General features: G+C 36.4%; 26 protein-coding genes. 2 read left to right on the forward strand and 24 right to left on the reverse strand.

The genetic code is table 11. The features are described 5' to 3' along the window. Positions 1-24: 24 nt before the first annotated feature. The 3 genes from aqpZ to ACICP9_RS00260 all read right to left on the reverse strand — a co-directional run bounded on the left by aqpZ (position 25) and on the right by ACICP9_RS00260 (position 2,268). Positions 25-717: an aquaporin Z gene (aqpZ, locus tag ACICP9_RS00250; protein WP_395497890.1), complete on the reverse strand. Its 693-nt coding sequence runs from the start codon at positions 715-717 to the stop codon at positions 25-27. Between the two features lie 102 nt (positions 718-819). After that, entirely contained in the window at positions 820-1,212 is a 393-nt protein-coding gene (locus ACICP9_RS00255; RefSeq protein ID WP_395497892.1) for a type IV pilin protein, read from the reverse strand. A 96-nt stretch (positions 1,213-1,308) separates the two neighbouring features. Beyond that, a complete protein-coding gene (locus ACICP9_RS00260; protein WP_395497894.1) occupies positions 1,309-2,268 on the reverse strand; it encodes a S49 family peptidase in 960 nt (319 codons plus the stop codon). Between the two features lie 283 nt (positions 2,269-2,551). Between ACICP9_RS00260 and clpB the strand changes: the two genes are divergently transcribed. Next, a complete protein-coding gene (gene clpB, locus ACICP9_RS00265) occupies positions 2,552-5,155 on the forward strand; it encodes an ATP-dependent chaperone ClpB (protein ID WP_395497896.1) in 2,604 nt (867 codons plus the stop codon). A 12-nt stretch (positions 5,156-5,167) separates the two neighbouring features. On the opposite strand, the gene ACICP9_RS00270 is transcribed toward clpB, so the two are convergent. The 11 genes from ACICP9_RS00270 to yihA all read right to left on the reverse strand — a co-directional run bounded on the left by ACICP9_RS00270 (position 5,168) and on the right by yihA (position 16,999). Then, entirely contained in the window at positions 5,168-5,938 is a 771-nt protein-coding gene (locus tag ACICP9_RS00270) for a YiiX/YebB-like N1pC/P60 family cysteine hydrolase (protein WP_395497898.1), read from the reverse strand. Positions 5,939-6,024: 86 nt separating this feature from the next. After that, a complete protein-coding gene (gene purB, locus ACICP9_RS00275) occupies positions 6,025-7,392 on the reverse strand; it encodes an adenylosuccinate lyase (protein ID WP_395497900.1) in 1,368 nt (455 codons plus the stop codon). A gap of 19 nt (positions 7,393-7,411) precedes the next feature. Continuing rightward, complete coding sequence (hpf, locus tag ACICP9_RS00280; protein WP_071662979.1) at positions 7,412-7,747, reverse strand: ribosome hibernation-promoting factor, HPF/YfiA family; 336 nt, start codon at positions 7,745-7,747, stop codon at positions 7,412-7,414. Between the two features lie 177 nt (positions 7,748-7,924). Then, the gene (gene lptB, locus ACICP9_RS00285) at positions 7,925-8,650 is read right to left on the reverse strand and encodes an LPS export ABC transporter ATP-binding protein (protein WP_071662980.1); all 726 of its coding nucleotides are present in this window, start codon (positions 8,648-8,650) and stop codon (positions 7,925-7,927) included. Beyond that, on the reverse strand, positions 8,647-9,192 hold the full coding sequence (lptA, locus tag ACICP9_RS00290; protein WP_395497902.1) for a lipopolysaccharide transport periplasmic protein LptA: 546 nt from the start codon (positions 9,190-9,192) through the stop codon (positions 8,647-8,649). Before lptA ends, lptB begins: the two co-directional genes overlap by 4 nt. A gap of 12 nt (positions 9,193-9,204) precedes the next feature. After that, entirely contained in the window at positions 9,205-9,774 is a 570-nt protein-coding gene (gene lptC, locus ACICP9_RS00295) for an LPS export ABC transporter periplasmic protein LptC (RefSeq protein WP_395497904.1), read from the reverse strand. Between the two features lie 79 nt (positions 9,775-9,853). Continuing rightward, positions 9,854-10,825 (reverse strand): SIS domain-containing protein, encoded by a 972-nt coding sequence (locus tag ACICP9_RS00300; protein ID WP_395497906.1) that lies wholly within the window; start codon positions 10,823-10,825, stop codon positions 9,854-9,856. Positions 10,826-10,907: 82 nt separating this feature from the next. Continuing rightward, positions 10,908-12,221, reverse strand: coding sequence for an AAA-associated domain-containing protein (locus ACICP9_RS00305; protein WP_395497908.1), 1,314 nt, complete (start codon positions 12,219-12,221; stop codon positions 10,908-10,910). Between the two features lie 7 nt (positions 12,222-12,228). After that, entirely contained in the window at positions 12,229-13,965 is a 1,737-nt protein-coding gene (locus ACICP9_RS00310; RefSeq protein ID WP_395497910.1) for an ABC transporter permease, read from the reverse strand. 324 nt (positions 13,966-14,289) lie between these two features. Then, complete coding sequence (locus ACICP9_RS00315; RefSeq protein WP_395497912.1) at positions 14,290-16,281, reverse strand: OPT family oligopeptide transporter; 1,992 nt, start codon at positions 16,279-16,281, stop codon at positions 14,290-14,292. Positions 16,282-16,399: 118 nt separating this feature from the next. Beyond that, positions 16,400-16,999, reverse strand: a complete 600-nt coding sequence (yihA, locus tag ACICP9_RS00320) for a ribosome biogenesis GTP-binding protein YihA/YsxC (RefSeq protein ID WP_395497914.1) — start codon at positions 16,997-16,999, stop codon at positions 16,400-16,402. Between the two features lie 143 nt (positions 17,000-17,142). On the opposite strand from yihA, the gene ACICP9_RS00325 reads away from it, so the two are divergent. Then, the gene (locus tag ACICP9_RS00325; RefSeq protein ID WP_395497916.1) at positions 17,143-17,766 is read left to right on the forward strand and encodes a c-type cytochrome; all 624 of its coding nucleotides are present in this window, start codon (positions 17,143-17,145) and stop codon (positions 17,764-17,766) included. A 112-nt stretch (positions 17,767-17,878) separates the two neighbouring features. Here ACICP9_RS00325 and ACICP9_RS00330 read toward each other — a convergent pair whose 3' ends face one another. The 10 genes from ACICP9_RS00330 to ACICP9_RS00375 form a co-directional block, all read right to left on the reverse strand. Beyond that, the gene (locus ACICP9_RS00330; RefSeq protein ID WP_395497918.1) at positions 17,879-19,681 is read right to left on the reverse strand and encodes a tetratricopeptide repeat protein; all 1,803 of its coding nucleotides are present in this window, start codon (positions 19,679-19,681) and stop codon (positions 17,879-17,881) included. Continuing rightward, positions 19,674-20,288, reverse strand: coding sequence for a SixA phosphatase family protein (locus ACICP9_RS00335; RefSeq protein ID WP_395497920.1), 615 nt, complete (start codon positions 20,286-20,288; stop codon positions 19,674-19,676). Before ACICP9_RS00335 ends, ACICP9_RS00330 begins: the two co-directional genes overlap by 8 nt. Before the next feature lie 168 nt (positions 20,289-20,456). Next, positions 20,457-20,777, reverse strand: a complete 321-nt coding sequence (hspQ, locus tag ACICP9_RS00340) for a heat shock protein HspQ (RefSeq protein ID WP_395497922.1) — start codon at positions 20,775-20,777, stop codon at positions 20,457-20,459. Between the two features lie 10 nt (positions 20,778-20,787). Continuing rightward, positions 20,788-21,573: an exodeoxyribonuclease III gene (gene xth, locus ACICP9_RS00345; RefSeq protein ID WP_395497924.1), complete on the reverse strand. Its 786-nt coding sequence runs from the start codon at positions 21,571-21,573 to the stop codon at positions 20,788-20,790. After that, a complete protein-coding gene (locus ACICP9_RS00350; RefSeq protein WP_395497926.1) occupies positions 21,570-22,694 on the reverse strand; it encodes a cation diffusion facilitator family transporter in 1,125 nt (374 codons plus the stop codon). The genes xth and ACICP9_RS00350 overlap by 4 nt, the downstream gene beginning before the upstream one ends. Further along, positions 22,695-22,922: a sulfurtransferase TusA family protein gene (locus ACICP9_RS00355; RefSeq protein WP_395497928.1), complete on the reverse strand. Its 228-nt coding sequence runs from the start codon at positions 22,920-22,922 to the stop codon at positions 22,695-22,697. A gap of 86 nt (positions 22,923-23,008) precedes the next feature. Then, positions 23,009-24,049, reverse strand: coding sequence for a tRNA (5-methylaminomethyl-2-thiouridylate)-methyltransferase (locus tag ACICP9_RS00360; protein ID WP_395497930.1), 1,041 nt, complete (start codon positions 24,047-24,049; stop codon positions 23,009-23,011). A gap of 11 nt (positions 24,050-24,060) precedes the next feature. Continuing rightward, entirely contained in the window at positions 24,061-24,345 is a 285-nt protein-coding gene (locus ACICP9_RS00365) for a hypothetical protein (RefSeq protein WP_395497932.1), read from the reverse strand. An 83-nt stretch (positions 24,346-24,428) separates the two neighbouring features. Then, complete coding sequence (locus tag ACICP9_RS00370) at positions 24,429-25,598, reverse strand: PLP-dependent aspartate aminotransferase family protein (protein WP_071662996.1); 1,170 nt, start codon at positions 25,596-25,598, stop codon at positions 24,429-24,431. Next, the gene (locus ACICP9_RS00375) at positions 25,595-26,788 is read right to left on the reverse strand and encodes an aspartate aminotransferase family protein (protein ID WP_395497934.1); all 1,194 of its coding nucleotides are present in this window, start codon (positions 26,786-26,788) and stop codon (positions 25,595-25,597) included. Before ACICP9_RS00375 ends, ACICP9_RS00370 begins: the two co-directional genes overlap by 4 nt. Positions 26,789-26,791 lie beyond the last annotated feature (3 nt).

Below are 26,791 nucleotides of genomic sequence, written 5' to 3' on the forward strand. Positions count from 1 at the left end.
TTTTTTATATTGATATAAAGCGGACTATTTTTTATTTTCCCAAATGTATCTAAATAAGCTTCCGCCAATTATTCCACCGATTAGAGGAGCAAGCCAAAATAACCAAAGCTGATGGATAGCCCATCCTCCTACAAATAACGCTGGGCCTGTGCTTCTGGCGGGATTAACTGAAGTATTTGTAACTGGAATGCTAATTAAATGGACTAATGTTAAGGCTAAACCAATGGCTAAAGGAGCAAAAGGACTAGGTAATTGTGGATTGGTGACGCCTGCAATAACAAGCAAAAATAAAAAGGTCATGGTTACTTCACATATAAAACAAGCCACTAAGGAATAATGACCTGGCGAGTGTAGCCCATACCCATTGCTAGCAAAGCCATTTTGTAAATCAAATCCATGTTGTCCACTTGCAATCAGGAATAAAACAGTTGTCGCCAGTATGCCTCCTATTACTTGAGCAATAATGTAACTAGGAACCTCTTTAATGCTAAATCTACCCGCAGCCCAAAGACCTATAGAAACGGCAGGATTTAAATGACAGCCAGAGATAGGAGCAAATACACAACACATGGTTAGCAAACTTAAACCAAAAGCAAAAGCTACGCCCAAAAATCCTACACCTATTACAGGAAATTTAGCAGCTAATACAGCACTGCCACATCCACCTAATACTAGCAAAAAAGTGCCTAAGAATTCCGCTAATAACTTCCTTAGCATATTGAATCTCCTTCAAAAGCAGAAGAAGTATAGCAGTAGAAAACATTTTTCAACAATGTAACGGACTTACAAAGGTTAATAAACTTTAGAATTTAATCTCAATTACCAGCATAGATTTGAACTTTTGCCAGCATTAGTTTTTTCTCCTAATTGATTAAGCATGAAAAGATCACATTCTGAGTCAGAAAATTTAGCTTTCGCTGATAGTTGATAAGTGCTAGTAGTACTTTTTAGAGCTAATTGATAAAAATTTCTTTCAGTGAAGTCTTTTAAATGTAGCCTGCTAAAATTCGCACCCTCGTAACTATTATTATTTGCAAGGTAATAAATTTCCATATGCTGTGCAAGATTGATTAAAGCAATTTTCGCTTCAGTACGACGAGTTTTTTTCAAAGCATGAGTGTAAATTGGATAGGATATCGTGGCTAAAATACTGATTATAACCAAGACGATAAGCAATTCAAATAAACTAAATCCCTGTTCAGTGTTTTCCATATATAAACTTCCATTATTTTACTTTTTATAATAAAAATAAAACATAATCAGAAATTTATAAAGTAATTTATTAAAAACTCTTATTCTTATTTCTTGCTAGCGAAAACCATGAGGTAAAATGCCGAGATTAGTACTGAGTTGTTGCGCGAATGAAGCGCCTATACGATCAGATAGTTGCTGCAATAAACCAGGTTTGACTGTGTAGTCGACGATATTTTTATTCTTAATTAAGTCTTGAGATAAACTATTTAAATCTCCAAAGCCATCTATAAGGCCTAACGATAATGCCTCATCGCCAGTCCAGGCTAAACCAGAAAATAACTGAGGGTTATCTTTTATGCGGTTTCCGCGGCCTTGTTTAACCGCATTAATAAATTGTTGATGAACATTTGCAAGCATGCGTTCAGCAATGAGTTTTTCTTCAATTTTTTCAGGCGAGAAAGGATCTAAAAAGCCTTTGTGGTCTCCAGCAGTTAATAAGCGGCGCTCAACACCGACTTTTTTCATGGTACCAACAAAACCAAATCCATCCATTAAAACGCCAATCGAACCGACTAAGCTGGCAGGATCAGCATAGATATCGTCACTAGCAGAGGCTATATAGTAAGCTGCAGATGCACAAAGATCATCACAAACGGAATACAATTTAGTCTTAGGGTATTGATGACGTAGATATCTTATTTCATTGTAGATTTGTGCGGCTTGAACTGGGCTGCCGCCTGGACTATTAATACGTAAAATGACTGTAAGGGTATTCTTATCTTCAAAAGCGTTTTGCAATCCTTCAATGACATTATCAGCACTTGCTGTTGAATTGTCATCAATGACGCCTCGAATATCAACGAGTCCGATATGAGCTTTTGCTTTTGAGGCAGTGGGGAGATTCGTAGTCGTTGGCCATAAAGCAAACAAAAGACCTAGAAGAATTATAAAAAAGAAGAATTTAAAGAAAATATTCCAGCGTCTTTTACGACGTTGCTCTTTCAAGGTATCAAAAAGTAATTTCTCTAGGGTTTTGCGTTGCCAAGCTGGATCACTTAATAATTCTTCTGTCATATAAACCCCTAGTTAAATTTGAAATAAGAATATAAGTGCGTTTAGTTTACCTCTTTTTTATTATCGGGGACATATTTGCGAAAAATAAAAAATTTTAGCGGTAAAACAAGTCTTTATGTCCTTATCCGAACTAGCGCAATTTTTTTACAGAGTTTACTTTATATTTGATTGTTTAAAATTTGATGAAAATGAATTTTCTTAACAAAAATTAACTTGATTTTTTATAATTAGACTAAACTATTTATAAGATAGAAATCTAGATAAATGATAATTAGAGGGGAATATGAGCCTTAATAAATTAACCAGCCAGTTTCAAAATGCCTTAACCGAATCTCAATCATTGGCTGTAGGGCGAGATAATGCTTTTATTGAACCTGCCCATTTAATGTTTGCTTTGTTGCAGCAAGAGAATGGGACGGTCCGACCTTTGTTAAGTAAGGCTAATGTTAATTTAAATCAATTAACTAGAGACTTGGAAGAGACAATGGCCCGATTACCCAAAGTACAGTCTTCAACTCCTGGCGAGATTTATCCTTCTAAAGATTTCACTCGCTTACTGAATGTAACTGATAAGCTTGCCCAACAAAGAAATGATGAATATATATCAAGCGAGTTATTTGTACTTGCTGCCATACAAGATAAAAGTATTTTGGGTGACTTATTAAGAAAAGCAGGTGCTAGTAAAGCATTGATTGAACAAGCAATAAAAGATATACGAGGGGGAGAGGCTGTCAATGATCCTGAAGCAGAAGGCCGTCGCGGCGCTCTGGAAAAATACACAATTGATCTAACATCGCAAGCATCGCAAGGTAAACTTGATCCAGTTATTGGTCGGGATGATGTAATACGTCGAACGATTCAAGTCCTACAAAGACGAACAAAAAATAATCCTGTGCTTATTGGCGAGCCCGGTGTGGGTAAAACGGCTGTAGTGGAAGGACTTGCACAGCGCATTATTAATCACGAAGTTCCAGAAGGATTAAGAAACAAACGTTTACTTGCTTTAGATATCGGTTCATTAATTGCAGGAGCTAAATATCGCGGAGAATTTGAAGAACGATTAAAAGCTGTTTTAAATGAGCTTGCAAAGCAAGAAGGACAAATTATCTTATTTATTGATGAATTGCATACCATGGTAGGTGCAGGGAAAGCCGAAGGGGCTATGGATGCAGGAAATATGTTAAAACCTGCTTTAGCAAGAGGCAAATTACACTGTATTGGAGCAACAACTTTAAATGAATATCGAAACTATATTGAAAAAGATGCCGCTTTAGAACGTCGTTTTCAAAAGATTCTAGTAGAGGAGCCTAGTGTTGAAGATACTATTGCCATTTTACGTGGTTTAAAACAACGGTATGAGATTCACCACGGCGTGGAAATTATGGATTCCGCTATTGTTGCTGCAGCCACTTTATCACATCGTTACATTTCTGATAGGAATTTACCGGATAAAGCAATCGATCTTATCGATGAGGCCGCTAGCCGAATCAGAATTGAAATCGATTCTAAACCAGAAAAATTGGATCGTTTAGATAGGCGATTAATTCAGTTAAAAATTGAACGAGAAGCTTTAAAAAAAGAAACGGATGAGTCTTCCAAGATTAGACTGAAAAATTTAGAAAATGAAATTACTGATCTTTCAAAAAAATATGCGGATCTTAATGAAATTTGGAAAGCTGAAAAAGCGACTTTACAAGGCGAACAAAAAATTAAAAGCGAACTTGAAAAGGTGCAATTTGAGTTAGAAAAAGCGCGTCGTTCGGGAGATTTGAATCGAATGTCCGAATTACAATACGGTCATATTCCTGCTTTAAAGAAAAAATTACTGGCTGCGCAGAAAATGGAAAAAAAAGAGCCTTATTTAGTACGGAATAAGGTGAGTGAAAAAGAAATTGCAGAAATTGTTTCACAATGGACAGGCATTCCAGTGGCTAAGATGCTAGAAGGTGAACGAGAAAAATTATTACATATGGAAGATGCGCTACATCAACGTGTGGTGGGTCAAGATGAAGCGATTTCTGTTGTCGCAAATGCTATTCGCCGTTCTCGTGCCGGTTTATCAGATCCTAAACGTCCCATAGGATCATTTATTTTTTCAGGACCTACCGGCGTCGGTAAAACGGAAGTGTGTAAAGCTTTGGCAGGATTTTTATTTGATTCTGATGATGCAATGGTGCGTTTAGATATGTCTGAATTTATGGAAAAACACTCTGTTGCACGTCTCATTGGTGCACCTCCAGGCTACGTCGGTTATGAAGAAGGGGGTTATCTTACCGAAGCAGTTCGTCGAAAACCTTATTCAGTTGTTCTTCTGGATGAAATTGAAAAAGCGCATGCTGATGTATTTAATCTATTATTACAAGTATTAGAGGATGGGCGATTAACAGACGGGCATGGACGTACAGTAGATTTTCGTAACACCGTTATAGTAATGACATCAAATTTAGGTTCGCAAATTATTCAAGAGTTAACGTCAAAAAAAGATTATGCGGCTTTAAAAAGTACGCTGATGGATATTATTGCGCAACATTTTCGACCTGAATTTATTAATCGTATCGATGAAGTGGTTGTATTTCACGCGCTAAATGAAAAACAGATCCATGCTATTACAGAAATCCAGCTGCAACAATTACGTCAACGCCTCAGTGAACGAGATTTACAATTGGAAGTCAGTGAAGCGGTGATTAATCACATTGCTAAAATGGGCTATGATCCTGTTTATGGGGCTCGACCTTTAAAACGTACCATTCAACAAGAATTGGAAAATCCGATTGCCAGAGATATGATTGAAGAAAAATTCTTACCTGGAGACAAAATTTTTGTAGATTATATCGATGGAAAAATAAAATTAACGGCAAAAAAAAGCAAAAATAAAACTAAAAAATAATTGTTTTTTTAGTTAGTTGTTCTTGCTTAGTCTTTGATTGTCCTGCATAGCAGCCAAGTACATAGGATATTTAATAATATCAAAATAAGGAGAGTAGTCAAAGTCACGTGGCGAATATAGCCTGGGATTGGTTTTATAAAGCTTAAGACTTTTTCCATCAGTTTTTAATAAAGGTAATATCGGAAAATTGACTGATTGAAAGGCCTCAGCTAATAATGAAGAACAACTTTCTTTCGTTCTCGTTCCTGGTTTGTAATTAAATAATGTAGAGTGCCATTTCCGAGGTAAAAGTGGCCAAGGCATTAAAAAGCGCCCCAAGTCAAAGGTTAATCTAAAATCATATTCTATACCTAAGTTTTTGATAGTGTAGTTAATTATTTTTTGTCCTTCTTGATAAGAAATATTTCTTGGGCGACAAATGCGAATATGTTCTTTTTCATACTTTTTTAGTGGAGAAATTAAAGCTCCTTTCCCTAATAAGCTTTCAAATACTAATTGCTCGCTGGGATCACCAGAATAAAACTCAGTAATTCTTTTTTGCATAACTTTATCTTCAATGTCGTATAATCTACCAATGTAAAGTGCAGCGTGTGACCATGAGCTGCGGGTAATTACTTTAATCATTTGACTGATACGATTACGACCTTCTATTAGCAAAATGTCGCAAGGTCGTAATTCATAACGAAGTTTATTGAAATCACTTAAAGGTATTGGTTGAAGAGGTTCTACTTCTTTATTAAGCCATTTAAAAAAAGGGTTGAATAGTTTATTTGTTAAATCCATCTGTATAGTGGTCCCTAGATTCGATTTTTCTGAAATAATTATTTATTTAATTAGGCATTTTAAAACTTTTTTCCGTGATTAAAATTTCAAATTGATTGTGCCAGTTCAGTGGCATAGCCTAAATAATTGGTAGGGGATAATTCGAATAGTTTTTGTTTAATATCATCAGATATTTTTAGACTGTTAATAAATTGATGAAGGGTTTCTTGATTAAGTTTTTTACCTTGAGTTAAGGTTTTTAATTGTTCGTAGGGCATTTCAGTCGCATATCTCCTTAAAATAGTTTGTATGGCTTCAGCTAATATTTCCCAATGTTGATTAAGATCTTCCAGTAATTTACTATCATCGATAGAAATTTTTTCTAACCCAGAATATAAGCTTTTTAAGGCGACTAAGTTGTATGCAAAAGCTACTCCAAGATTACGTAGCAAGGTTGAATCTCTTAAATCTCGTTGCCAACGAGAGATAGGCAATGTTTTAGAAAAATGTTGGTATAAGCTATTAGCTAAGCTAAAATTTCCTTCTGCGTTTTCAAAATCGATGGGATTAATTTTATGTGGCATGGTAGATGAGCCTACTTCACCTATCTTAGTTTTTTGTTTGAAATAACCTAAAGAAATATAACCCCAACAATCAGCCGCTAAATTAATTAATATATTATTAATTCGATTTAAACAATCACAATAGGCTGCGATATAGTCATGAGGTTCAATCTGTGTAGTATAAGCATTCCAATCTAAATCTAGACTACTTACAAATTTTTCATTAAGTTCAGGCCAATTAATATCAGGATAAGCAATACGATGGGCGTTGTAATTACCAATAGCGCCATTAAATTTGCCGACTATTTTTACTGCAGCAAATAGTTTTTCCTGCTCTATTAAACGATGAGTAAAATTAGCAAATTCTTTACCCATCGTGGTGGGTACAGCCGCTTGTCCATGAGTACGACCCAGCATCGGATTCGTAGAATATTGATGTGAATAATTTTTTAAATAAACGATAAATTGTTGAATGGCGGGTAATAAGTGTTGAGCGCGTACTTCTTTAAGCATTAAAGCATAAGCTAAATTATTAATGTCATCGGAAGTGCAACCGAAGTGTATAAATTCACGAATAGATTTTAACTGTGGATTATTAGCTAGTTTCTCCTTTAAAAAATACTCAACTGCTTTAATATCGTGTCGGGTAGTCTTCTCTAAGAATTTAATTCTTTCAGCATCTTCCAAGCTAAAGTTTTTAATAATATCATTTAATTGTTGTTGGGTAGTTGGAGAAAATTTAGAAATTTCCTGGATGCCAGAATGAGCAGCAAGGGCTTGTAGCCAACGTATCTCAATGAGTACTCTAAAATAAAATAAACCATATTCACTGCATAAGGGACGTAAAATGTCGGTTTTATCTGAATAACGACCATCAATGGGAGAAATTGCGGTTAAAGGATTAAGTAGCACAAGGGCCTCGATTAGTTATTTACAGCTCTTTGGATTCCTCTGGACCATATTTTTCTGATCGATCATGTCGTTTTTCTTTGATTTTTTGTTTATGTTTATTGATTTGTTGCTCTATTCTATCAATTAAAGTATCAATAGCAGGATATAGACTTTCATTTTCAGCACTCGCGTAAAATTCAGTACCATGGGTATGCACGAGAGCTTTAGCGACTTGATCTAAGTTTTCAAGACTTAAGGTGATGTGTATTGTTGTGGTTTTATGGGTTATACGTTCCAGGCGTTTAAATTTATCGAGTATATATTGTTTTAAAGCATCCGTAACTTTAATGCCATCATCTGTAATAGTAATTTGCATTAGACCCTCTACTTTATATTCTATTGTCTTTAATATTATTCGAAAAAAACAGTGATTATACCTTAGGTTGAACAGTAAAGTAGAGTGAAAACGATTTTATTAGGTTATTTTTTAAACGAAAGTGTAATTTAAATTTGTTTTATGGACAGTTTGTGCATAATTTAAGACAGTCTCTGACTATAGGTCAAATTCATGACCCAAATAGACCTCCCTGACACGTTGGTTATTTAATACTTCTTTTGGAGTGCCCACGTAGATGGTTTCTCCCTCGCTTACTATATAAGCACGCGTGCAAATCGTCAGGGTTTCTCTAACATTATGATCGGTAATCAAAACTCCGATGCCGCGTTGACTAAGGTGAATAATCATGCGCTTAATATCAACGACAGAAATAGGATCGATTCCAGCAAAAGGCTCATCTAATAGCATGAACTTTGGTTCCATAGCCAAAGCCCGCGCAATTTCTACACGACGACGTTCGCCCCCTGATAAGCTAATTCCTAATGTATCGCGGATATGAGTAATATGGAACTCATGAAGTAGATTTTCAAGATGTTGTTTGCGTTGTTCTTTTGAAAGATCTTTGCGTAATTGGAGAATAGCGAGGATATTATCAGCAACAGATAATTTACGAAATATCGAAGGTTCTTGGGGTAAATAACCAATACCTGCTTTAGCACGGGCGTGCATCGGTAAATGGGTAATATTATGGTTATCTAATAAAATCTTTCCTTGTGCACTGGCAACTAAACCTACGATTAAATAAAAGCTCGTGGTTTTTCCTGCTCCATTAGGGCCTAATAAGCCCACTACTTCTCCAGTTTCTAGTTCGATAGAAACATTTTTGACAACAACGCGAGAATGATAGCGTTTGGTCAAATTGATAGCGTGTAATTTACTCATGACAGTACAGGTTGCAATGGAGGGATTATAATTTGAGTATGCCCTTCTTTTGAGATAGGGGAACCAACGGTTTTATTTTTAAAATCATAGTTAATTTGAGGGCCTTTGACATGATTCTGTCCTTGCACAATTTCAGCATTACCTATGGCTTCTAGCCAATCTTTCTGTGGATAATAATAGATCGTATTTCCAGTAGCAATTAAGTCAGGACGATTAGGAAATACAAGTGCGCGATAACGCGCTGGATTACCGGTAGCGACTACCTTAATGATCTGACCTTTTTGGTCGGAATAACTGGTAGCATAGTCTGCGGTGAGAACTCCAGACCCTTGAGTCAATTTAACATGTCCCTGATAGATTCCTTGTTTTGTTTCATTATTATAGAGCAAGGTATCAGATTCAAAATAGATAGGTTCTGTGAGATTTTTTGGATGCGCATAGGCAGAGATAGATAGAGTATTCATTATTAATAAGGCTATAGATAATAAATAATTTTTAATTGTTTTAAGTGATTTTTTTTTCAAGTGAAGTTGAATCCACATCTTAAACCTCATTTACTTTTTTGCAGGTTTGAGTTGGCCCTTTACTTGAGATAAAAGTCGGATCGTTTTCGTATTAAAATTAGCATATAATCCTACAGCATGTATCTCTTGATTTAGCTGAGTTATTGTGACTGGTGCGGATGTTTCAGCTGTTTTTTCTTTAAGGTGAATATCTAAAGTTGATGTCGTTAAAGTCGAGACAGTTTTGTTATCTGAACCTTGTTTTTGCTCAAGTTTGACATTATTCCAAAGTTGTAGAAGCTCGTTGTCCTCTTTAAGTTTGCCATAACGAGCTGAAAGTTGCCATGATTCTTTATTTTTTAAAAATAAAGTAAAAATAGGTGTCGTAAGTGAAATACTATCATCTGAGGGGTAATGGACTGATAAAGGCGTGTTTAATTGATCATAAAGATCACCTGATTTATCAATATGATAGATTATAACCTTAGTTGCGTAGGCATCAGGTTGGTTTCCTGTAATAGTTGAGTTTGCAGGTCTAGTCAACTGTAACCATGTATACCAAGTACCCAATAAAATAAGTGAAATAAGAATAAGATTGATGAATAGTGTTTTAGAAAACATACTATTGAATGTAAGCTTAAATAAGTCGCTTTAACTAAATGTATACTCACAGCAATGAAATTCAAGTGCGGAGAGTATATTAAGTGATTCTTTGACTCAGGATATCATGAATATGCACCACTCCGAGAGGCTTTTTTTCTTTGTCCACAATAATTAAAGTAGTGATCTTGTTGTCTTCCATTATTCGTAAAGCTTCCGCGGCAAGTTTATCTTTATTTATGGTTTTACAATTAGACGTCATGACTTGATCAACTAGAGTAGTTTGAAGATTTAAGCCTTGGTCTATTGTTCGCCTGAGATCACCATCTGTAAAAATACCGAGTAGATGTTGGTTTTTATCAGTAATTATGGTTATTCCAAGCCTTTTTTGTGAAACTTCATAGAGGGCTTCAATTAAAGCTGTGCCAGTTCTTACGTTTGGAATAGCGCTTCCAGAGTGCATAATATCAGCTACTTTTAACAATAAACGTCGACCTAATTGACCTTTCGGATGAACTTTTGCGAAATCATCACTGCTAAAACCACGCCTATTGAGCAAAGAGATAGCGATGGCATCCCCCATGACTAATGCGGCTGTACTACTGGAAGTAGGGGCTAATCCCAAAGGGCATGCTTCTTGTTCTATAGGGATGTGGATGATAACAGTTGCTTGTTGCGCTAAAGTAGATTGGGCATTTCCAGTCATCAGTATAAAAGGAATATTGAGTAGCTTAAGTGTGGGAAGAATACTGATGAGTTCATTCGTTTCTCCAGAATGTGAGATGGCAATGAGCACATCTTTGGAGTTAATCATGCCTAGATCACCATGATTCGCTTCTGCCGCATGAATAAAAAAGGCAGGACTCCCTGTGCTTGCTAAAGTAGCAGCGATTTTATTACCAATATGTCCCGATTTGCCAATTCCAATCACAACAATATGACCTTCGCAGCTTAAAAGTAATTCGCAGGCTTGATCAAAAGTCGAATCAATTTTTTTTAATAAACTTAAAATAGTTTTTCCTTCTGTCTCAATTACTTGTCGAGCTGATTCGGAAAATTTTTTAATAGTCATAAATTTTAGCCATATAACTTAGAGTTAGAAAGACATTAGTGGCAACACAGTTTAAAAATTAGAGGACGAAGAGTCTGTTTGCTTAATTTGGATTTTCTAAGCTAAGCATCCCCGTATTGTTAGCATAAGCGAATAGTTCTGCGTAACGACCCCAATCAATTACAGTACGAAGAACCCGTTCAGCTTCCTTTTCACTCAAGTAATCTTCTAATTCATTCAAAAAACGTTCTCTGGAAGCACGTTGACCGGTAGTGCGTCTTTCTTCTAGGACCTGTCGTATATGCTTCGCTAAAGGGACATAACGTAGTAAATGAGCAGCAAATATTTTTTTTCGCTCTAAGATATCAGCATTTGCAAATAATCTTCCAGCTTCTGTTAAGATTAGTTCTCCATTGTTGACGTGAGCAAAACCTAAAATATCTAATACTTCAGTCAATGGAAATAAGTCATCGACATCTAAGTGGAGTGATTCAGTCAGTTCAGGTAAACTAACATGGCCTTGATATTCAGACTGATCGAGCGTCTCAAGTAAACCTGTTAGTTCAGAAATATCTGCATCAGGAAGACGGTAACCAATATCGGTGATACGTGGTAGCTGTTCTTTGAGTAACAGTTTCTTACGCTCATCCATTTGACGAGTAATTAAAGAATATATTTGATCAACATATTTTCTAAATTCAGAATTTTGCTCAATTCGTGGGTAAGGGAGATCAATGTTTAATTCTGATCGAATGCAACCCGGATCGCTATCAAATACGATGACACGGTTAGCGAGTAAAACGGCTTCTTCAATATTGTGCGTTACGAATAAAATGCCACGAGTCCCTGTTTGTTTTGCCTCCCATAAATCAAGCAGATCACTTTTAAGATTATCTGCGGTGAGCACATCTAAGGCTGAAAAAGGTTCATCCATTAATAGAACATCGGGATTAATGACAAGAGCGCGGGCAAAACCTACACGTTGACGCATACCACCGGATAATTCTTTTGGATAAGCAGATTCGAATCCATCGAGGCCGATAATATCGATAGCTTTTAAAGATCGGGTTCTACGTTCATCGCGAGGAACTCGTAGTGCTTCGAGACCCAATTCAACATTTTCTAAAACGGTTAACCAAGGTAACAAAGCAAAGTTTTGAAAAACCATCGCCATGCCTCTTACAGGCCCATTTACCACTTTTTCTCGGTAAGTTACTGTGCCACTGCTCGGGTTAGAAAGGCCAGAAATGATACGTAATAGTGTCGATTTCCCTGAGCCGGATTTTCCTAATAGAGCAACAATCTCATCTTCATAGAGTTGAAAATTAACTTTATCTAGAACTAGTAATTCTTGTTGTTCAGCTTTTTTAAAGGATTTGCTGATATCTTTTACTGTAAATATAGGTTTTTTGTTCATGATATTCCTAGTCTAATCGGTAACGTGATTGAGCTAAATTGTATAGTGGACGCCAAACTAAATGGTTCATGACTAATACAAACACACTCATCATCGCCATTCCAAGCGCTACGCGAGGAAAATCTCCGGCATCAGTCGATTTTGCAATATAAGCACCTAGTCCAGTGGCAGTGAGTGTAGTACAACCCCAACTGATTACTTCCGTTAAGATAGTCATATTCCAACCCCCACCAATTGCAGTAATGGTACCTGTGATCCAATGCGGAAAAATTCCAGGTAAAATTAAACGACGCCACCATTGCCAACCTTTAACACCAAAATTGCTGGTTGCTTCTTTAAGATCTTCTGGTAAGGCAGCAGTACCTGCAATAACATTAAATAAAATATACCATTGTGTGCCGAGTAATAATAATGGCGTTGACCATATGTCGATATTTAAGTGGTATCTTAAAATTAAAATAACTGCGACAGGAAATAATACATTGGCTGGAAATGCTGCTAAAAATTGTGCAATGGGTTGTACCCACTCCGCAATACGACGATTTAATCCTATAAAAACTCCAATAGGAATCCAAATGATACTGGCTATCAGAATAATAGTGATGATTCGTAATGCGGTTACGAATCCTAAAAATAATACGTGAATTAATTCGTGTGATGAAATATGCTTTAAAATGAAATGTAATAGTAGCCAAAGTGATGTAACCACCATTAGTGTAATGCTGCTATACCAAATAATTTCGATCAGTATATTAGGGTTAGATTTTTTATTTATAACTTCCTTTTTTATATCCTTTGAAAAAGAAATGTTGACGAAAGCATCACCTAATTTTCCAAAAAAATGGCCTAAATATTTTAAAATAGTGGTTTGTTGTAATAGCACAGTAATCCAGGAACGAGAAATATACTCTGGACTAACTTGTTCAAAGGTGAATTTTTTTGACCAATTTAATAAAGGTCTGAAAAGGAGTTGATCATAAAGTAAAATTACAATGAACATAGTAAGGATGGTGTAAATCACGCCTGAAATACTGGCTTGACTAATCGCAAGCCCGAGATAAGAACCGACGCCAGGCAATACTATCGTTTGATTATTGACAGATATACTTTCCGATGCAATTAGGAAGATCCAACTGCCTGACATAGATATCATCATATTCCATAGAAGACCAGGCATACTAAAAGGAACATCAATGCGCCAAAAACGTTGCCAGGAAGATAAATGGAACATATCGGCGGCTTCTTTCAATTCAGTAGGTACCGAGCGTAGACTTTGATAGAAGCTGAGTGTGATATTCCATACTTGAGCAGTGAAAACTGCAAAAATAGCGGCAACTTCAGGACCTAGTCGACTGCCATGAAATAAAGCAATAAATCCAACTATGGTAATGGATAACAGACCAATAACCGGTACGGACTGCAGGATATCAATACAAGGGATAATAATACTAGCGGCACGTTTATTTTTAGCGGCTAAAGTTCCTACAGTAAACGTAAATAATAAGGAAAACGCCATGGCTGTAAATAAGCGTAATACGGTAAACAAAGCATATTTAGGTAACTGATGAGGATCTAAAGATAAAGCTAAGGGTTGCCCGACTTGATAGGGAGCAGTCATTTGTTTGCCTGCCCAAACAAAGGCAGCAAGCATCCCTAGCACAATAATAAAGGCAACCAAATCCCAGCCATTCGGAAGGATCTTAAAGGAATTTCTAAAGGAAAATCGATTGTAGAATGTTGACATGCACCTACCCCATTTAGTTTGGGGAGGTAGATATTTGCCCCCACTAGTTTAGTTTATTATACTCTTCACACTTGAATCTTTGACTGTGTTGTCACTCAATTCGCAATTCTCATGTGTGTTATATACACTCCGGTTGCTCATCTTCGTGGCGTCTTGTCAAAAATCCCATTACTGTGAGTAAGAACTTTTCACGTTTGATTTTTTGTCTGATCAAAAACTCATACTGTGAATAAGCTAAGCTAGGGGAGGCATATATTTACCCCCTGAAATTTAGCGGGAGCGTAGTTCGATTTTTTTATTTTGTCAATATGTAATTTATTAGATTTAATTTTTGCAGACTGAACGATAGATCCATCCCAAAATACCCAGTGTTGATAGCACGCCAAATAGACTAGCGAGTAAGGTAAGATGCTCAGGCATAAGACGCAATATATCGGTAGATTTTGCTAAAGTAAAAGGAATCGCTAATATCACACCCATTAAACAAGCTCCAGCGACTAACCCACAAGCTAAAGTAAGCCCTCGTTGCCTCGCAACATTGTCGGCCGATTTTTCTGTTTGAATAGGGTGATGTTTAATTAATGTCCTTTCTACGAAATAGGAAGCGAGCCCACCCAAAATTAATCCAGATGAGGTGCTTAAGGGAAGATAGATACCGATACCAACGGCTAATACAGGCAAGCGCATACCGCGTCTTTGTAATATGTGGTCAATGATGATGCAAAAAATAGCTACAACAAAACCAATGCTTATTAAGTTCCAGGGTAAGTTATGCTTAAATGCGCCGGAAACTAAACTTGCCATCAGTGTAGCTTGGGGCGCAGATAACATTTGAGAGGGATCCATATGTCGTCCAGGAGGAGAAATACCACCAATTCCATAAGCATTAAATAATAGTTCTAATGTGGGTGCTAAAATTAAAGCGGAAACGACGACACCTAAAATTAATATCACTTGTTGCTTCCATGGAGTTGCACCAACAATTTGACCGGCTTTTAGGTCTTGAATCGTGTCATTGGTAATAGCACAGCTACTACTGACCAGTGTTCCTATGATGATTGCCAAGCCTTCCCCTTCAAGAAAATGCTTACTGTCGTGAGTGAAGCCAGGAGCCCATCTAAAAATAGCCAGTAACGTAAGTGAAGCGAACAATAGTACCGAAAGAGAAACACCGGAAATGGGACTTTGACTACTTCCGATAAGCCCTGCAAAGTAACCACACAGCGAGGAAAAAAAGAAACCAGTGATTAAGATAAAAACAACGCCGATAATTAAGGTTATTATTTGTATAGTGCTAGTTAATCCAAGAGCAGGATGATTTATAAAGCCAAATAAAATATACCCTAATGGTAATATTAAAATACCTAATAAGGTTAAAGTATAGTGTATGGGGATATCACGTTCGTGCGTAGGTAAGGAGGTATAACCACTTTCTTTAATGGTTTTTAATGAGACAAAAGAGGAATGTACTCCCTTAATAATAGGTTTAATGAGCAGAACCATCGTCCATAAACCACCTACTAACATAGTACCTACACCAATTGGACGTATACTGGATTGCCAAATGCTAGTGGCTAAGCTGCCTGCAGATTGACTAGTAGCTATTGCGAGAGGATGTAAATAGCTAAAAATAGGAATTCCAATGACCCATCCGATGGTGACTCCGAGTAATGTGCTCAGCCCAACGCCAATACCAACAATATAACCTGCCGCTAATAATGCAGGTTCAAAACCAAAAGAAAATCCATAAATAAATTTATTATCTGCCTTAAACCATAATGGAAAATTACTTGCTATAATTTGAAAACCTGATTGAAAGAGCGCCACAAAAGCCCCTAAAAATCCGCCTTGGATGAGCTCTTTAAGATTTCCTTTCCCTTTTTGACTGACTTTCAAAACTTGGCCTATGGCGGTACCTTCTGGAAAGCGTAAAGTCGGATCGGCTAATAAAACTCTCCGTAAAGGGATTGAAAATAGGACTCCTAAAATTCCACCGGTTAGAGAAATTATTACAGTTTGCCAATAATCAAAATGTTGCCAATAGTGAAGGATTATTAAGGCGGGGAGAATAAATGCGGTTCCTGCGACTAGTGCTTCACCCGCAGATGCGCCAGTTTGGACAATATTACTTTCAAGTATGGAGGAGTTTTTAAAAAAACGTAGAATACCCATAGAAAGAATAGCGGCGGGTATAGATGCGGAAATAGTTAAGCCGACCTTTAGGCCTAAATAAGCATTTGCTGCAGCTAAAATGACAGCAAGTAGAATGGCCAATAGGATGGCACGAAAGCTTATTTCAGAGGGTTGTGACGACATGAAATCCGAAGTTTTTTTTAGTAAACATTTTATTTATCACATTGTGTGGTAGAGGTCAAAAAATTTTTGTAAGAAAAAGGGAAGCTTGGGAATAAGAATTGGGAGAAATTTGGGTCTATTAGGAATGTAACCAATTTAATATTCTATGGCGGACGTTTGTTAAACCTATCGATTTAGTAGCTGAAAAGATTTGTATTTCATACGGCTGATTAAGAGTAGCTAGTTGCTGGGTTGTTAACTTCAAGACATTTTCCGCTTGATTTCGTGTCAGTTTATCTGCTTTAGTCAAAAGGATATATACCGGTATTTGATAATGAGAGGCCCAGGTTAGCATGGCTTGATCCCGGTCCTTTAGGGGGTGACGGATATCCATAGTGATAACAAGTCCTTTTAAAGATTTTCTGGTTTTTAGATAGGTGGCAATAGTTTTCTCCCAATCTGTTTTTTTATCGTTAGGGACGTTGGCAAATCCATAGCCAGGAAGATCGACTAAACGTAGTTGTTCATTGATTTGAAAAAAATTTAATAATTGAGTGCGTCCTGGGATTTTACTGGTTTTGGCTAAGCCTTTTTTTCCAGTAATTGAGTTAATAGCTGTAGATTTTCCAGAATTGGAACGGCCAATAAATGCAACTTCTACGCCTTGGTCTGTAGGTAGTTGGTCTAATTGAGCTACGCTTTTTAAAAAGACAGTAAGTGGAAAGACATGGGATCTCAAGGTTATCTTCCGCTTAATTAAAAAAGAAAAATTCCCTGGCCTTGATGTTATTTTTATAGTTTGTTAAAGCCTGCCAAAACTATAAACTATCTAATTGATATTAGCAATATCAATTATTTTTTCCCAAAACACCATAAAAAGTTATGCTTGATTACAAAAATTTTATCTTTATATTCTTTTTTTTATTAGGGGTTTCGCCGAGTGGTGCCAAAATCGTTGAAAAACCGTTTAATGACATTATTGCTGGATGCGAGCTATGTCACGGTATCCAAGGAAATTCCACGGTCAATGAAAATTGGCCAAAATTGGCGGGTCAGAATGTTAATTATTTAATGAAGCAAATGCGAGATTTTCAACCCAATGTGAAACTTGGGCGTGATAATCCAATAATGAATTCATTAATTGTTGCATTGTCGGAAAAAGAAAAAATCAAAATAGCGAACTATTATGCACGTTTGTTAGGAACTATTGATACTGCACAGGTCCATTTACTTTCTTTAGGGCAGAGAATTTATCGTGGCGGAGATTCAAATAAAGAAATACCCGCTTGCTTAGCTTGTCATGGACCTGCGGGCTTAGGAAATCCTCCGGCCGGATTTCCTCGTTTAAGCGGACAACATGCTCGATATATTGTTACGCAATTAAAAGCATTTCGTGACGGTAAGCGCAATAATGATAAGCATCAGATGATGTCAATAATTACCAAAAAAATGAATGACACAGAAATTATCGCCGTATCAAATTATATTTCAGGTTTATATTCTTAACAGTTATTGGGTAATATTTTCATGCTCCGTAGTTATCAACAGACACATTCCATAAGAGTTGCACAGGAGCACCGAAAATCTCGAGTAATAGGACTTTTTGCGATCGATATTATTATTTTTTATGAAAAATGAATAAGCCTGTGTTAATTGCCTGGTTGTCTTGTTGGCGCCCTACTACATTAGTATATTTTAATAGCGTTAATCCATTTTTTTTAGCTAATTCTCTGACATAAATTTCAGCGTGTTGATAACGGCCGTTTGTTTGCAAAGTGTATGAAGAAATAATTCCATCGGCAAGCTCAATAGAAAAGGCGAAGAGGCCATTAGTCGCTAAACGAGGCATTATTTTAGCGAAAAACTCATTAAGATTGCCAAAATATACTAAGGTATCTATACACAAGATAAGATCAAAATAGTCTTTTAATTCAGCTACGCCATTTAAGATATCGTTTTCTATCAAAATATCATAACAGTCTTTTTCTTTAGCTTTATTGAGCATATTACGTGAAATATCTATACCGGTTATTTTTTTTGCAATATCAATAAAGGACTGTCCACTAAGGCCCGTGCCACAACCTAGATCGAGTAAGTTATATTGTTTATTCTTCAAGAAAGGATTTAACTGCTCTCGCAATAATTTAGGTGTTTTATAGAGTAAAATATTTTGTAAATGCGCATCAAATTGAAAGGCATAGTTATCAAATAAATTTTTAATATATTCTAAGGGGGCACTGTCCGGTATAGATTGTTGGGTGAGGGCACTGACCATATAATTGGCAATGGCGTGTTTATGGGTCAAATTTAAAATAGTTTGATAATGAGTTAAAGCAGCAATACGATCATTTAGCTTTAGATAAATGGCCGCAAGATTACAATAGGCATCTATTTGTTGATCATCTATAGTCAAAATTTTTTTTAAATCGATTATGGCTTCATTTAAATGACCAGTTAACATTAAGCTATGGGCGCGGTTAAAAAGTGCTTCAACATCTAATGGCTCTAAATTTAGATATAAAGAATAATGCCATATAGCTTCTTTGAATTGATTAGCTTGGAGTAAAGTGGCTGCAAGATTATTTCTGGCTGTTTTGTGTTTAGGATCGATAACCAATGCACGTTTAAAATAATCAATCGCTACGTCTGGCCACTCTTTTTTTAACATTAAGGCAGCAAAATTATTTAATAGTTCTACTGAGTTTGGATCCAGAACGAGGATTTTTTCATAATGATAGTGGACCTTTTCTAAATCTTGATCCTGCCAGTAAATATTCGCGAGTTGCCAATGTGCCGGAATAGAATTTGGATGTAAGCTCAATACATTTTTGAATTGTGTTAATGCCGGCTTTTTTTCTTGTTGAGCTAAAAATACTAAGCCTAGATTAAAATGTGCTTCCAAGTAATCCGGTTTTAGAACGACAGCTTGTTTATAATGTTGACATGCGGTATTTAATTGATTTTGTTTATAAAATAAGCCGGCTAAATTATTATGAGCTTCAGCATATTCTGGGTTTAAATGCAAAGCAGCTTGATAATGTGTTAAAGCAAATTCAAATTGATTAGTTTTTTTAAAAGCATTTGCTAAATGAAGATGAAAACATGCAGAATTAGGTTGGAGAGATAAAGCTTTTTGTATCCAAGCGATCGCGACCTCCCATTGTTGTAGCTCAGTAGCAAGCAACCCTAAAGCATGAATAGTTTCTACATGGTCGGGTTGTTTACTTAATATATATTCATAACTATCTTTAGCATATTTTATATCGCCCAATGCATGAGCCTCTAAAGCTTGTTGAAACAATACCTCAGCGGAGAGTTCTTCTTCAGGCTGAGGGGGTTGTTTCATTTCATTGCCAGATATCAAGATCTGGTTTGAGTTTAATAGAGAATTTTGATCGCCGCGCGCGTTGTTTTCATTCATGTTTGGGTTCAATAAAAAAGAGTAGCTTTCCTTGTTGAGTTAATAAATCATCCCAATTGATGATATCAAAACTTAATGAAATGACACCTGCGGTAGGTAAAATAATAGAGTGTGTACTCGGACATAGCTTATGGGCTAAGCAACTCAATGTAGGATTATGGCCTATTATGAAAACGTGGTTAGATAAACTCTGTGAAGAAATTGATTTTAAAATAGTTTCCGTATCGCCAGAGTAAAGTATGGGGCTAAGATTAATGAGTTTTGGATTTATTTCTAGCTTTTTGCAAAGAAGCTGAGCTGTTTGTAGCGCACGTTTAGCGGGACTACACAGTATACTCTTCGTACGTAAGTTTTTATCTGTGTTGCCGTTTAACTTACAATCTTCATGTAGGTTAATACACTCTGGTTGCTTCGTTTTCGTGCCGTTTTGCCAAAAATCCAATTGTTGTGAGTATAAATAATCTTGCAAACTTTTTTTTTCTTTTAATTGTTTTACGATACTTTCAACTTGATGAAAACCTATTTGAGTAAGCAAACGATCTTTATCACTTTCAAAAACGTGTTGTGGATGGGTTGCAGCATGTCGAATGAGTGTTAAGTTTTTCATAGGTTCAGTTTTTACGAGGAGATGTCGTTATTTGGCACGATGCTGGCCATAAATTGCGGTATTTTCTGCGTTTCGTGATCAGTATGTTCCCTTACGATACTCGAAAAACCACGCTTTCTGAGTCATCTCCGCTGAATAATGACATATCCCTAAAGTAGCGTTATCCATTCAATTGCTATAACGACGGCGATGATAGACACCATTTTTAAAGTTATCAAAAAAATAATCTAATTCAGGATGTTCAACAGGATCCAGTGTATCATCCTTAGTTAGATTCATTTCGGCTGCATAAGCATGATGAACAGAACCATGAACTAAAATGTGGTACCAAGGTTGGTTTTTAGGAGGATTTCCAGGAGCGTTTTTGCTATACCAAGCATCATCTCCTTGAAAGCCAGCATCGGCGTCAACAATGACACCACGATAGCCAAATAAACTATGCTGGACAATTTCTCCGATTCCGAAACGTGCTTTTATAGGCTCCATCATAACTTAAATCCTAGCTGATATTTTGATAAGTTGCTATGACGGGGACATGATCCGACGGTTTTTCCCACCGTCTTATTTCCTTATCAATTTCACAAGCAATACATTGGGGAGTTAAGGCATTGCTACTTAATATGTGATCAATACGTAAACCATGATTTTGCCGAAAAGCTCCGGCTCGGTAATCCCACCATGTGTAATGACCTGGCGCATTATTAAATAATCGAAAACTGTCTTTAAATCCTAAAGCCAATATCGCTTTTAAAGCTTGACGTTCCTCGGGGCTAACTAACACGTTACCTTGCCACATTTGTGGGTCATGGATATCTTTATCTTCCGGGGCGATATTAAAATCACCTAGTACGATTAAATAGGGATGGTGGATTAATTCTTGTTGTAAGTAAATTTTTAATTGTTTTAGCCATTGTAATTTATAAATAAATTTTTCAGAATCTAAATTTGAACCATTAGGCACATAAATATTGACAATACGCAAGGCTCCTATGTTGACTACTAATATACGTCGTTGAGTGTCATCAAAATCCGGTAAGAAAGTGACTTCATTTTGCATGGGAATACGACTAATGAAAGCAACACCATTATAAGTTTTTTGACCATTATATAAGACATGGTAACCTGCTTTTTTGAATGGTTCTTCAGGGAAATGGTGATTTTCAACTTTTGTTTCTTGTACAGCAAGTAAGTGAGGTTGATGTGAATTCAGCCAAGCTAAAACATGTTCTAAGCGTACGCGTAATGAATTAACATTCCAAGTTGCAATTTTAAATAATTTGTTCATTTATAATAAAAAATTTTAACGTCTGTGATAAATTTTTCTCTCTCTACTATTTTTTTTAACCGAGCTTCTAAATCAACTTGGTTACTCAAAACGAGAGGTAATTTCAAGTCAATAGTGATTTTACCGTCTAAATAATGAAAAACTACCGTTTTAATGGCTGTTTCGGGAAGTAAATCGTGCCAATGTTTCTGTAAAATTTTTTGTAGGGTATTCCGATCAGGTAAATTATAAGAGGGATTAATTAATTCATCGTCTTCTGTATCAATATGAACGGTAACATCAGTAATATCTGGGAATGATTCAATCAGACGCTTGTCGACTTCTTGGCCGATATAATGCCCTTCCGAAACACTAATGGATGGATCAACTAAAACGTGCACATCACAAAAGATAGAACCTGCAATTGAGCGCGTTCGTAATTGATGAATGGCTTTTACACCAGGAATTTCTTTTATAAATAATTTAATTTTTTCAGTTTCTTCAATACTAAGCGCAGTATCCACTAATTCGCGAATACTATGCCAGCCAAAACCCCAAGCTATTTTTAAAATCATTAAACCGACTATAATAGCCGCAACCGCATCCAATTTAGGGAATCCTAGCCAAGCTCCAATCACACCTATAGCAACCGCTATAGATGTGGCTGAATCACTCCGATGATGCCAAGCATTGGTCATTAACAATTTAGATTTAATTCGAGTCGCGATGTGTTTTGTCCAGAAATAAAGTATCTCATTGAGTAAAACTGAACTCAGTGCAATCCATAAAACAATTTGAGACGGTATGATAATGGCATGGATAGCAGCGATAGTAATAAAAGCATTAATAATAATCGCAAATGCCGCAATAGCTAATATTAACGCTAATAAAACGGTAGCCGCTGTTTCGATGCGACCATGTCCATAAGGATGATCTTCATCAGCTGCTTTATTACCAAATTTTGCGGCAATGATAACGACGCTATCAACAATTAAATCAGATAGAGAATGAACTCCATCTGCTAGTAAACCATGAGAATGACCAATAATACCAAAGATTATTTTTAGCCCAGCTAATAGGATATTTTTTAATCCTCCCCATAGAGCAATAGAGCGAGTTTGTTCATAGCGGGAAGTATGCATTTAACAACTACCTATTTGTATAGTCATGAAAATTTCTCGACATTGTGTACTGCTGGATAGTAAATAATGGCCATGGACACGACACCACGCTGAAATATCAGACAGACTTCCTTTATCAGTGCAGACAATCTCTAAAATATCTCCGGGCTTTAATGTTTTTACGCGGGCTTGTACTTTAATAACAGGCAAAGGACAGAGCAAACGTCGAGCATCTAATTGGTGAGTCATAATGATTTAGTTTTTGCTGTATCTAAAGTTATTTTATAAAATTAACAGACTTTATTTAAAAAAATAGTTTATTCAGAAAATACCCGCTAACCTGAAATATACCACTTCTTAGGGATTTGATCTGCAGTAAAAGGGTTAACTGTAACGGTTTGGACTGAACCACTCAATGTGTTAATTTCTAAAGTTACCTTATCATTGGATTTAGCGTCGGTAAAGCGAGCAGAGATTTGTGCTGCAAAATGAATGTATTCAGCAGTAGTTTTACCATCAATTAAGCTTAAAGGGCCTAAGTGGCTAATAGGTTTTATTGAGGTATATTGATGTTGATAGGTTTCAAGAAAATGATTTTCACCTTCGTCTCGACCAATAATGAGCTTAAAATCAGGATGGGGTCGTAGATGCCGACCTACCTTCAGTAAGATAACATCCTCAAATTCATAGTCTTTCTTCCCGCGGTGTTTCCAAAGATCTTTGAGTTTTTGTGTGTAATGACCATTTGTTAAAAAACAACAACCGCCGGCTGGTTGAGCATATTCTTGAAAATTGAATTTTTTTGCTAAATCGAATTGTGGGCTACGGCTACGACCCGAAAATCCATAGAGTTTATCACGCTCAACCCAGCCTTCACGCTCTACTAAAGTCGGCGCTAATTGTTTGGCACAAAGTGGCCGCAATAAAATATCATCGGCTTTAGATTCATGTGCCACAATAGGCATATTTTTTTTAAGTTGAGATTTTGGTCTTTGACCAATCACTTCTCCGGTAATAATAAAATCGAATTGATGTTGCTCCATCCATTGCTTAGCTCGATTCACCATAAAAATTTTACAATCGAGACAAGGATTGAGATGTGCACCGTAACCATATTTAGGATTCAAGACTATTTTTTTATATTCCTGAATAATATCAATGATATGTAATTTAATTCCTAGAAGTTCCGCAACCCATAAAGCTTGGTTACGTTTAGGTTTTTTATGCTGAGAATTACGAATGGCTTGTGTGTGTCCTTCAATACAAAATCCCGTATAAAAATTAATGCCCTCTACATAAATACCTTGTTCTTGAATAACCCTCACAGCAAGCATAGAATCTAAGCCACCAGAAATCAGAGCAACTGCTTTTTTCATAATCGAACCATTCAAAAATTAAATTCAAAATGTAATTGTTGATTGAGTAGGTTATTTCCACATCGGCCTAAATCTTTGGTAATGGAATTTTCTTCATTGGATGAGTTTATGGAGGGTCCTCTGATAGGGCCAAACCCGGTGGGCATTATACTCGAAGGAGTTTTGGCTTTTCCAGGAGTAAATTTAAACGTAAATGGCTCGCTATTTAAGGGTGCTACTCTATCTGCGTCTAAACTTGAATGACAAGCTGACAAAAATAATGAAGAAAAAAGTAATAAAAATTTACTTTTATTCATTTACTCTCCTAAGAATAATCAATATAGTAGTTTTAACTACTAGCTTTCAAGCAATTTTAATCAGGCCTATTAAAAAATGTTTTTTAGGATGTTAATGCTTGCTCAAGATCATCAATAAGGTCTTGCACCGCTTCTATCCCTACAGATAAACGCAGCAGATTCTCGGTAATGCCGAGACGTTCACGAGTTTCTAACGGCAAAGCAGCGTGAGTCATAATGGCCGGATGATCCACAAGACTTTCTACGCAACCTAAACTTTCTGCCAGCGTAAATAAACGGCAACGTTGAAGGAAGTGCTGTGTTTCTTCAAAGCTACCTTTCAACACAAAACTAACAATTCCGCCGAAGCCGTTAAGCATTTGTTTTTTAGCTAATTTATGTTGGGGATGATTTGTTAAACCAGGATAAAAGACTTTTTCGACCTTATGGTGTTGTTCTAGAAACTGAGCAATTTTTAATGCGTTTTCACTATGTCTTTGCATGCGTAAGGCTAGAGTATGTAAGCCTCGCAAGGCAAGAAAACTATCAAAAGGACCTTGTATGGCACCCATCGCATTTTGTAAATAGCTTATTTTTTCAATTAATTCAGGATTGTCACCTACTACTACGATGCCTCCGATCATATCGGAATGTCCATTTAAATATTTAGTGGCAGAATGGACAACGAGATCACAGCCTAATGATAAAGGTTGCTGGATCCAAGGAGTAGCAAACGTATTATCAAGTACAGTAATTATTTTATATTGTCGAGCAATTTTAACAGCTTGTGCGATATCAACTAATTTTAATAAGGGATTAGTTGGGGATTCCATCCATAACAATTTAGTTTCGGGTTTGATGTGTTGGTTTAGATTATTTAAATCAGTCATATCGACATATGAAAAATTTAATCCGGATGATCGTTGCTTAATTTGATTAAATAAACGTACTGTTCCACCATACAAATCATCCATGCCGATGATATGATCACCAGGATTTAATAGTTCTAGTAACGTATTAATAGCTGCCATTCCAGAGGCAAAAGCAAATCCAGCACGACCATTTTCTAAATCAGCAATACAACGTTCGTAAGCAAATCGTGTAGGGTTTTGCGTTCTAGAATATTCAAAGCCTTGGTGTACGCCCGGACTTTTTTGCGCGTAGGTCGAGGTTGCGTAAATCGGCGCTATTAAAGCACCTGTACTTGGATCGGGTATTTGTCCAGCATGGATGCAGCGCGTAGCAAAATCTAGTGTTTTCTTTACTTTTTTCATAATTTTGTTGATGAATGATAAAATTCATCGATAGTTTTAACTAAGCGTTGACAGATTTCATCCGCATCAGTTTCTTGTAGAATTAAAGCAGGTAAAAGACGGATCGTATTATTAGAAACAACGTTAAAAAGCAAACGATGTTTTAATCCAATTCTAGGAATATTACGACATTCAATATCGAGTTCAATGCCTATCATGAGTCCTTGTCCCTTTATAGCAACGACATGTAGATGTTTAGCAAAACAATGTTGTAATTTTTTTATCAAATAAGACCCCATTTTTTTTACATGTGCAGACATATTTTCTTTTTCTAAAGTTTTAATAACAGTGATGGCGACGGCACAGGCTAAGGCACTACCGGCAAATGTAGAACCATGTTTTCCAATGGGAAAAATATTATTTGCTTTTCCACGAGAACAATAAGCGCCAATTGGAAAGCCATTACCTAAGGTTTTAGCAATCGTAACGATATCAGGAAAAATATGGTACGATTGATAGGCAAACCAAGGTCCGGTACGACAAAGGCCGGTTTGTATTTCGTCGAGTATCATAAGCCAATCATATTGGTCACAATAATTTCGAATAGCTTGTAAAAAACGTGGTGTTGCTGCTGTAATCCCACCATCTCCTTGAATCGGCTCTAACATAATAGCAATTATATTTTTTTTATGTTGCTTTATAGTATTTTCTAATGCAGCTACATCATTAAATGGGATATGAATAAAGCGCTCTAATAAAGGTTCAAAACCAATTTGTAAACGCTCACTACCCGATAGGCTGAGAGTTGCCATGGTTCTACCATGAAAAGCATTTTTCATGGCTAAAATGATGGGTTGTTCGATCCCTTTTTTTCGTGCATAAAGGCGCGTCATTTTGATGGCTGCTTCGTTAGATTCTGCACCTGAATTCGAAAAAAAAACTTGATCCATTCCCGATACACGTGCCAATTCAGAAGCTAATATTTCTTGTTCAGGAATATGGTAAGTATTAGATGTGTGAATTAACTTTGCAGCTTGATTGCAAAGCGTTTCAGTGATGGCTGGATGGGCATGGCCTAAGCCACATACCGCGATACCTGCTAAAGCATCTAAATACCTTACTCCTTGAGTATCGGTAAGCCAAATTCCTGAGCCTTTTTCAAAGGCAATAGGCAGTCGATTTGGGTAAATAGGCATCAAGGCAGATGACATAGC

Origin of the sequence: Rickettsiella endosymbiont of Litargus connexus, assembly GCF_964277335.1 — a bacterium.
Taxonomy (GTDB): domain Bacteria; phylum Pseudomonadota; class Gammaproteobacteria; order Diplorickettsiales; family Diplorickettsiaceae; genus Aquirickettsiella; species Aquirickettsiella isopodorum.

Bases quoted from the DNA above. Each gene is read 5' to 3' on its own strand.
- ACICP9_RS00355 (WP_395497928.1), bottom strand. From the start codon at position 22,922: ATGACTCACCAATTAGATGCTCGACGTTTGCTCTGTCCTTTGCCTGTT.
- ACICP9_RS00330 (WP_395497918.1), bottom strand. From the start codon at position 19,681: ATGAATGAAAACAACGCGCGCGGCGATCAAAATTCTCTATTAAACTCA.
- clpB (WP_395497896.1), top strand. From the start codon at position 2,552: ATGAGCCTTAATAAATTAACCAGCCAGTTTCAAAATGCCTTAACCGAA.
- ACICP9_RS00260 (WP_395497894.1), bottom strand. From the start codon at position 2,268: ATGACAGAAGAATTATTAAGTGATCCAGCTTGGCAACGCAAAACCCTA.
- ACICP9_RS00370 (WP_071662996.1), bottom strand. From the start codon at position 25,598: ATGAAAAAAGTAAAGAAAACACTAGATTTTGCTACGCGCTGCATCCAT.
- ACICP9_RS00365 (WP_395497932.1), bottom strand. From the start codon at position 24,345: ATGAATAAAAGTAAATTTTTATTACTTTTTTCTTCATTATTTTTGTCA.
- ACICP9_RS00305 (WP_395497908.1), bottom strand. From the start codon at position 12,221: ATGAACAAAAAACCTATATTTACAGTAAAAGATATCAGCAAATCCTTT.
- hspQ (WP_395497922.1), bottom strand. From the start codon at position 20,777: ATGATGGAGCCTATAAAAGCACGTTTCGGAATCGGAGAAATTGTCCAG.
- ACICP9_RS00310 (WP_395497910.1), bottom strand. From the start codon at position 13,965: ATGTCAACATTCTACAATCGATTTTCCTTTAGAAATTCCTTTAAGATC.
- lptB (WP_071662980.1), bottom strand. From the start codon at position 8,650: ATGAGTAAATTACACGCTATCAATTTGACCAAACGCTATCATTCTCGC.
- ACICP9_RS00375 (WP_395497934.1), bottom strand. From the start codon at position 26,788: ATGTCATCTGCCTTGATGCCTATTTACCCAAATCGACTGCCTATTGCC.
- ACICP9_RS00255 (WP_395497892.1), bottom strand. From the start codon at position 1,212: ATGGAAAACACTGAACAGGGATTTAGTTTATTTGAATTGCTTATCGTC.
- hpf (WP_071662979.1), bottom strand. From the start codon at position 7,747: ATGCAAATTACTATTACAGATGATGGCATTAAAGTTACGGATGCTTTA.
- lptA (WP_395497902.1), bottom strand. From the start codon at position 9,192: ATGTGGATTCAACTTCACTTGAAAAAAAAATCACTTAAAACAATTAAA.
- ACICP9_RS00300 (WP_395497906.1), bottom strand. From the start codon at position 10,825: ATGACTATTAAAAAATTTTCCGAATCAGCTCGACAAGTAATTGAGACA.
- ACICP9_RS00270 (WP_395497898.1), bottom strand. From the start codon at position 5,938: ATGGATTTAACAAATAAACTATTCAACCCTTTTTTTAAATGGCTTAAT.
- aqpZ (WP_395497890.1), bottom strand. From the start codon at position 717: ATGCTAAGGAAGTTATTAGCGGAATTCTTAGGCACTTTTTTGCTAGTA.
- ACICP9_RS00335 (WP_395497920.1), bottom strand. From the start codon at position 20,288: ATGAAAAACTTAACACTCATTCGACATGCTGCAACCCATCCACAACAC.
- ACICP9_RS00350 (WP_395497926.1), bottom strand. From the start codon at position 22,694: ATGCATACTTCCCGCTATGAACAAACTCGCTCTATTGCTCTATGGGGA.
- lptC (WP_395497904.1), bottom strand. From the start codon at position 9,774: ATGTTTTCTAAAACACTATTCATCAATCTTATTCTTATTTCACTTATT.
- ACICP9_RS00325 (WP_395497916.1), top strand. From the start codon at position 17,143: ATGCTTGATTACAAAAATTTTATCTTTATATTCTTTTTTTTATTAGGG.
- ACICP9_RS00315 (WP_395497912.1), bottom strand. From the start codon at position 16,281: ATGTCGTCACAACCCTCTGAAATAAGCTTTCGTGCCATCCTATTGGCC.
- xth (WP_395497924.1), bottom strand. From the start codon at position 21,573: ATGAACAAATTATTTAAAATTGCAACTTGGAATGTTAATTCATTACGC.
- ACICP9_RS00360 (WP_395497930.1), bottom strand. From the start codon at position 24,049: ATGAAAAAAGCAGTTGCTCTGATTTCTGGTGGCTTAGATTCTATGCTT.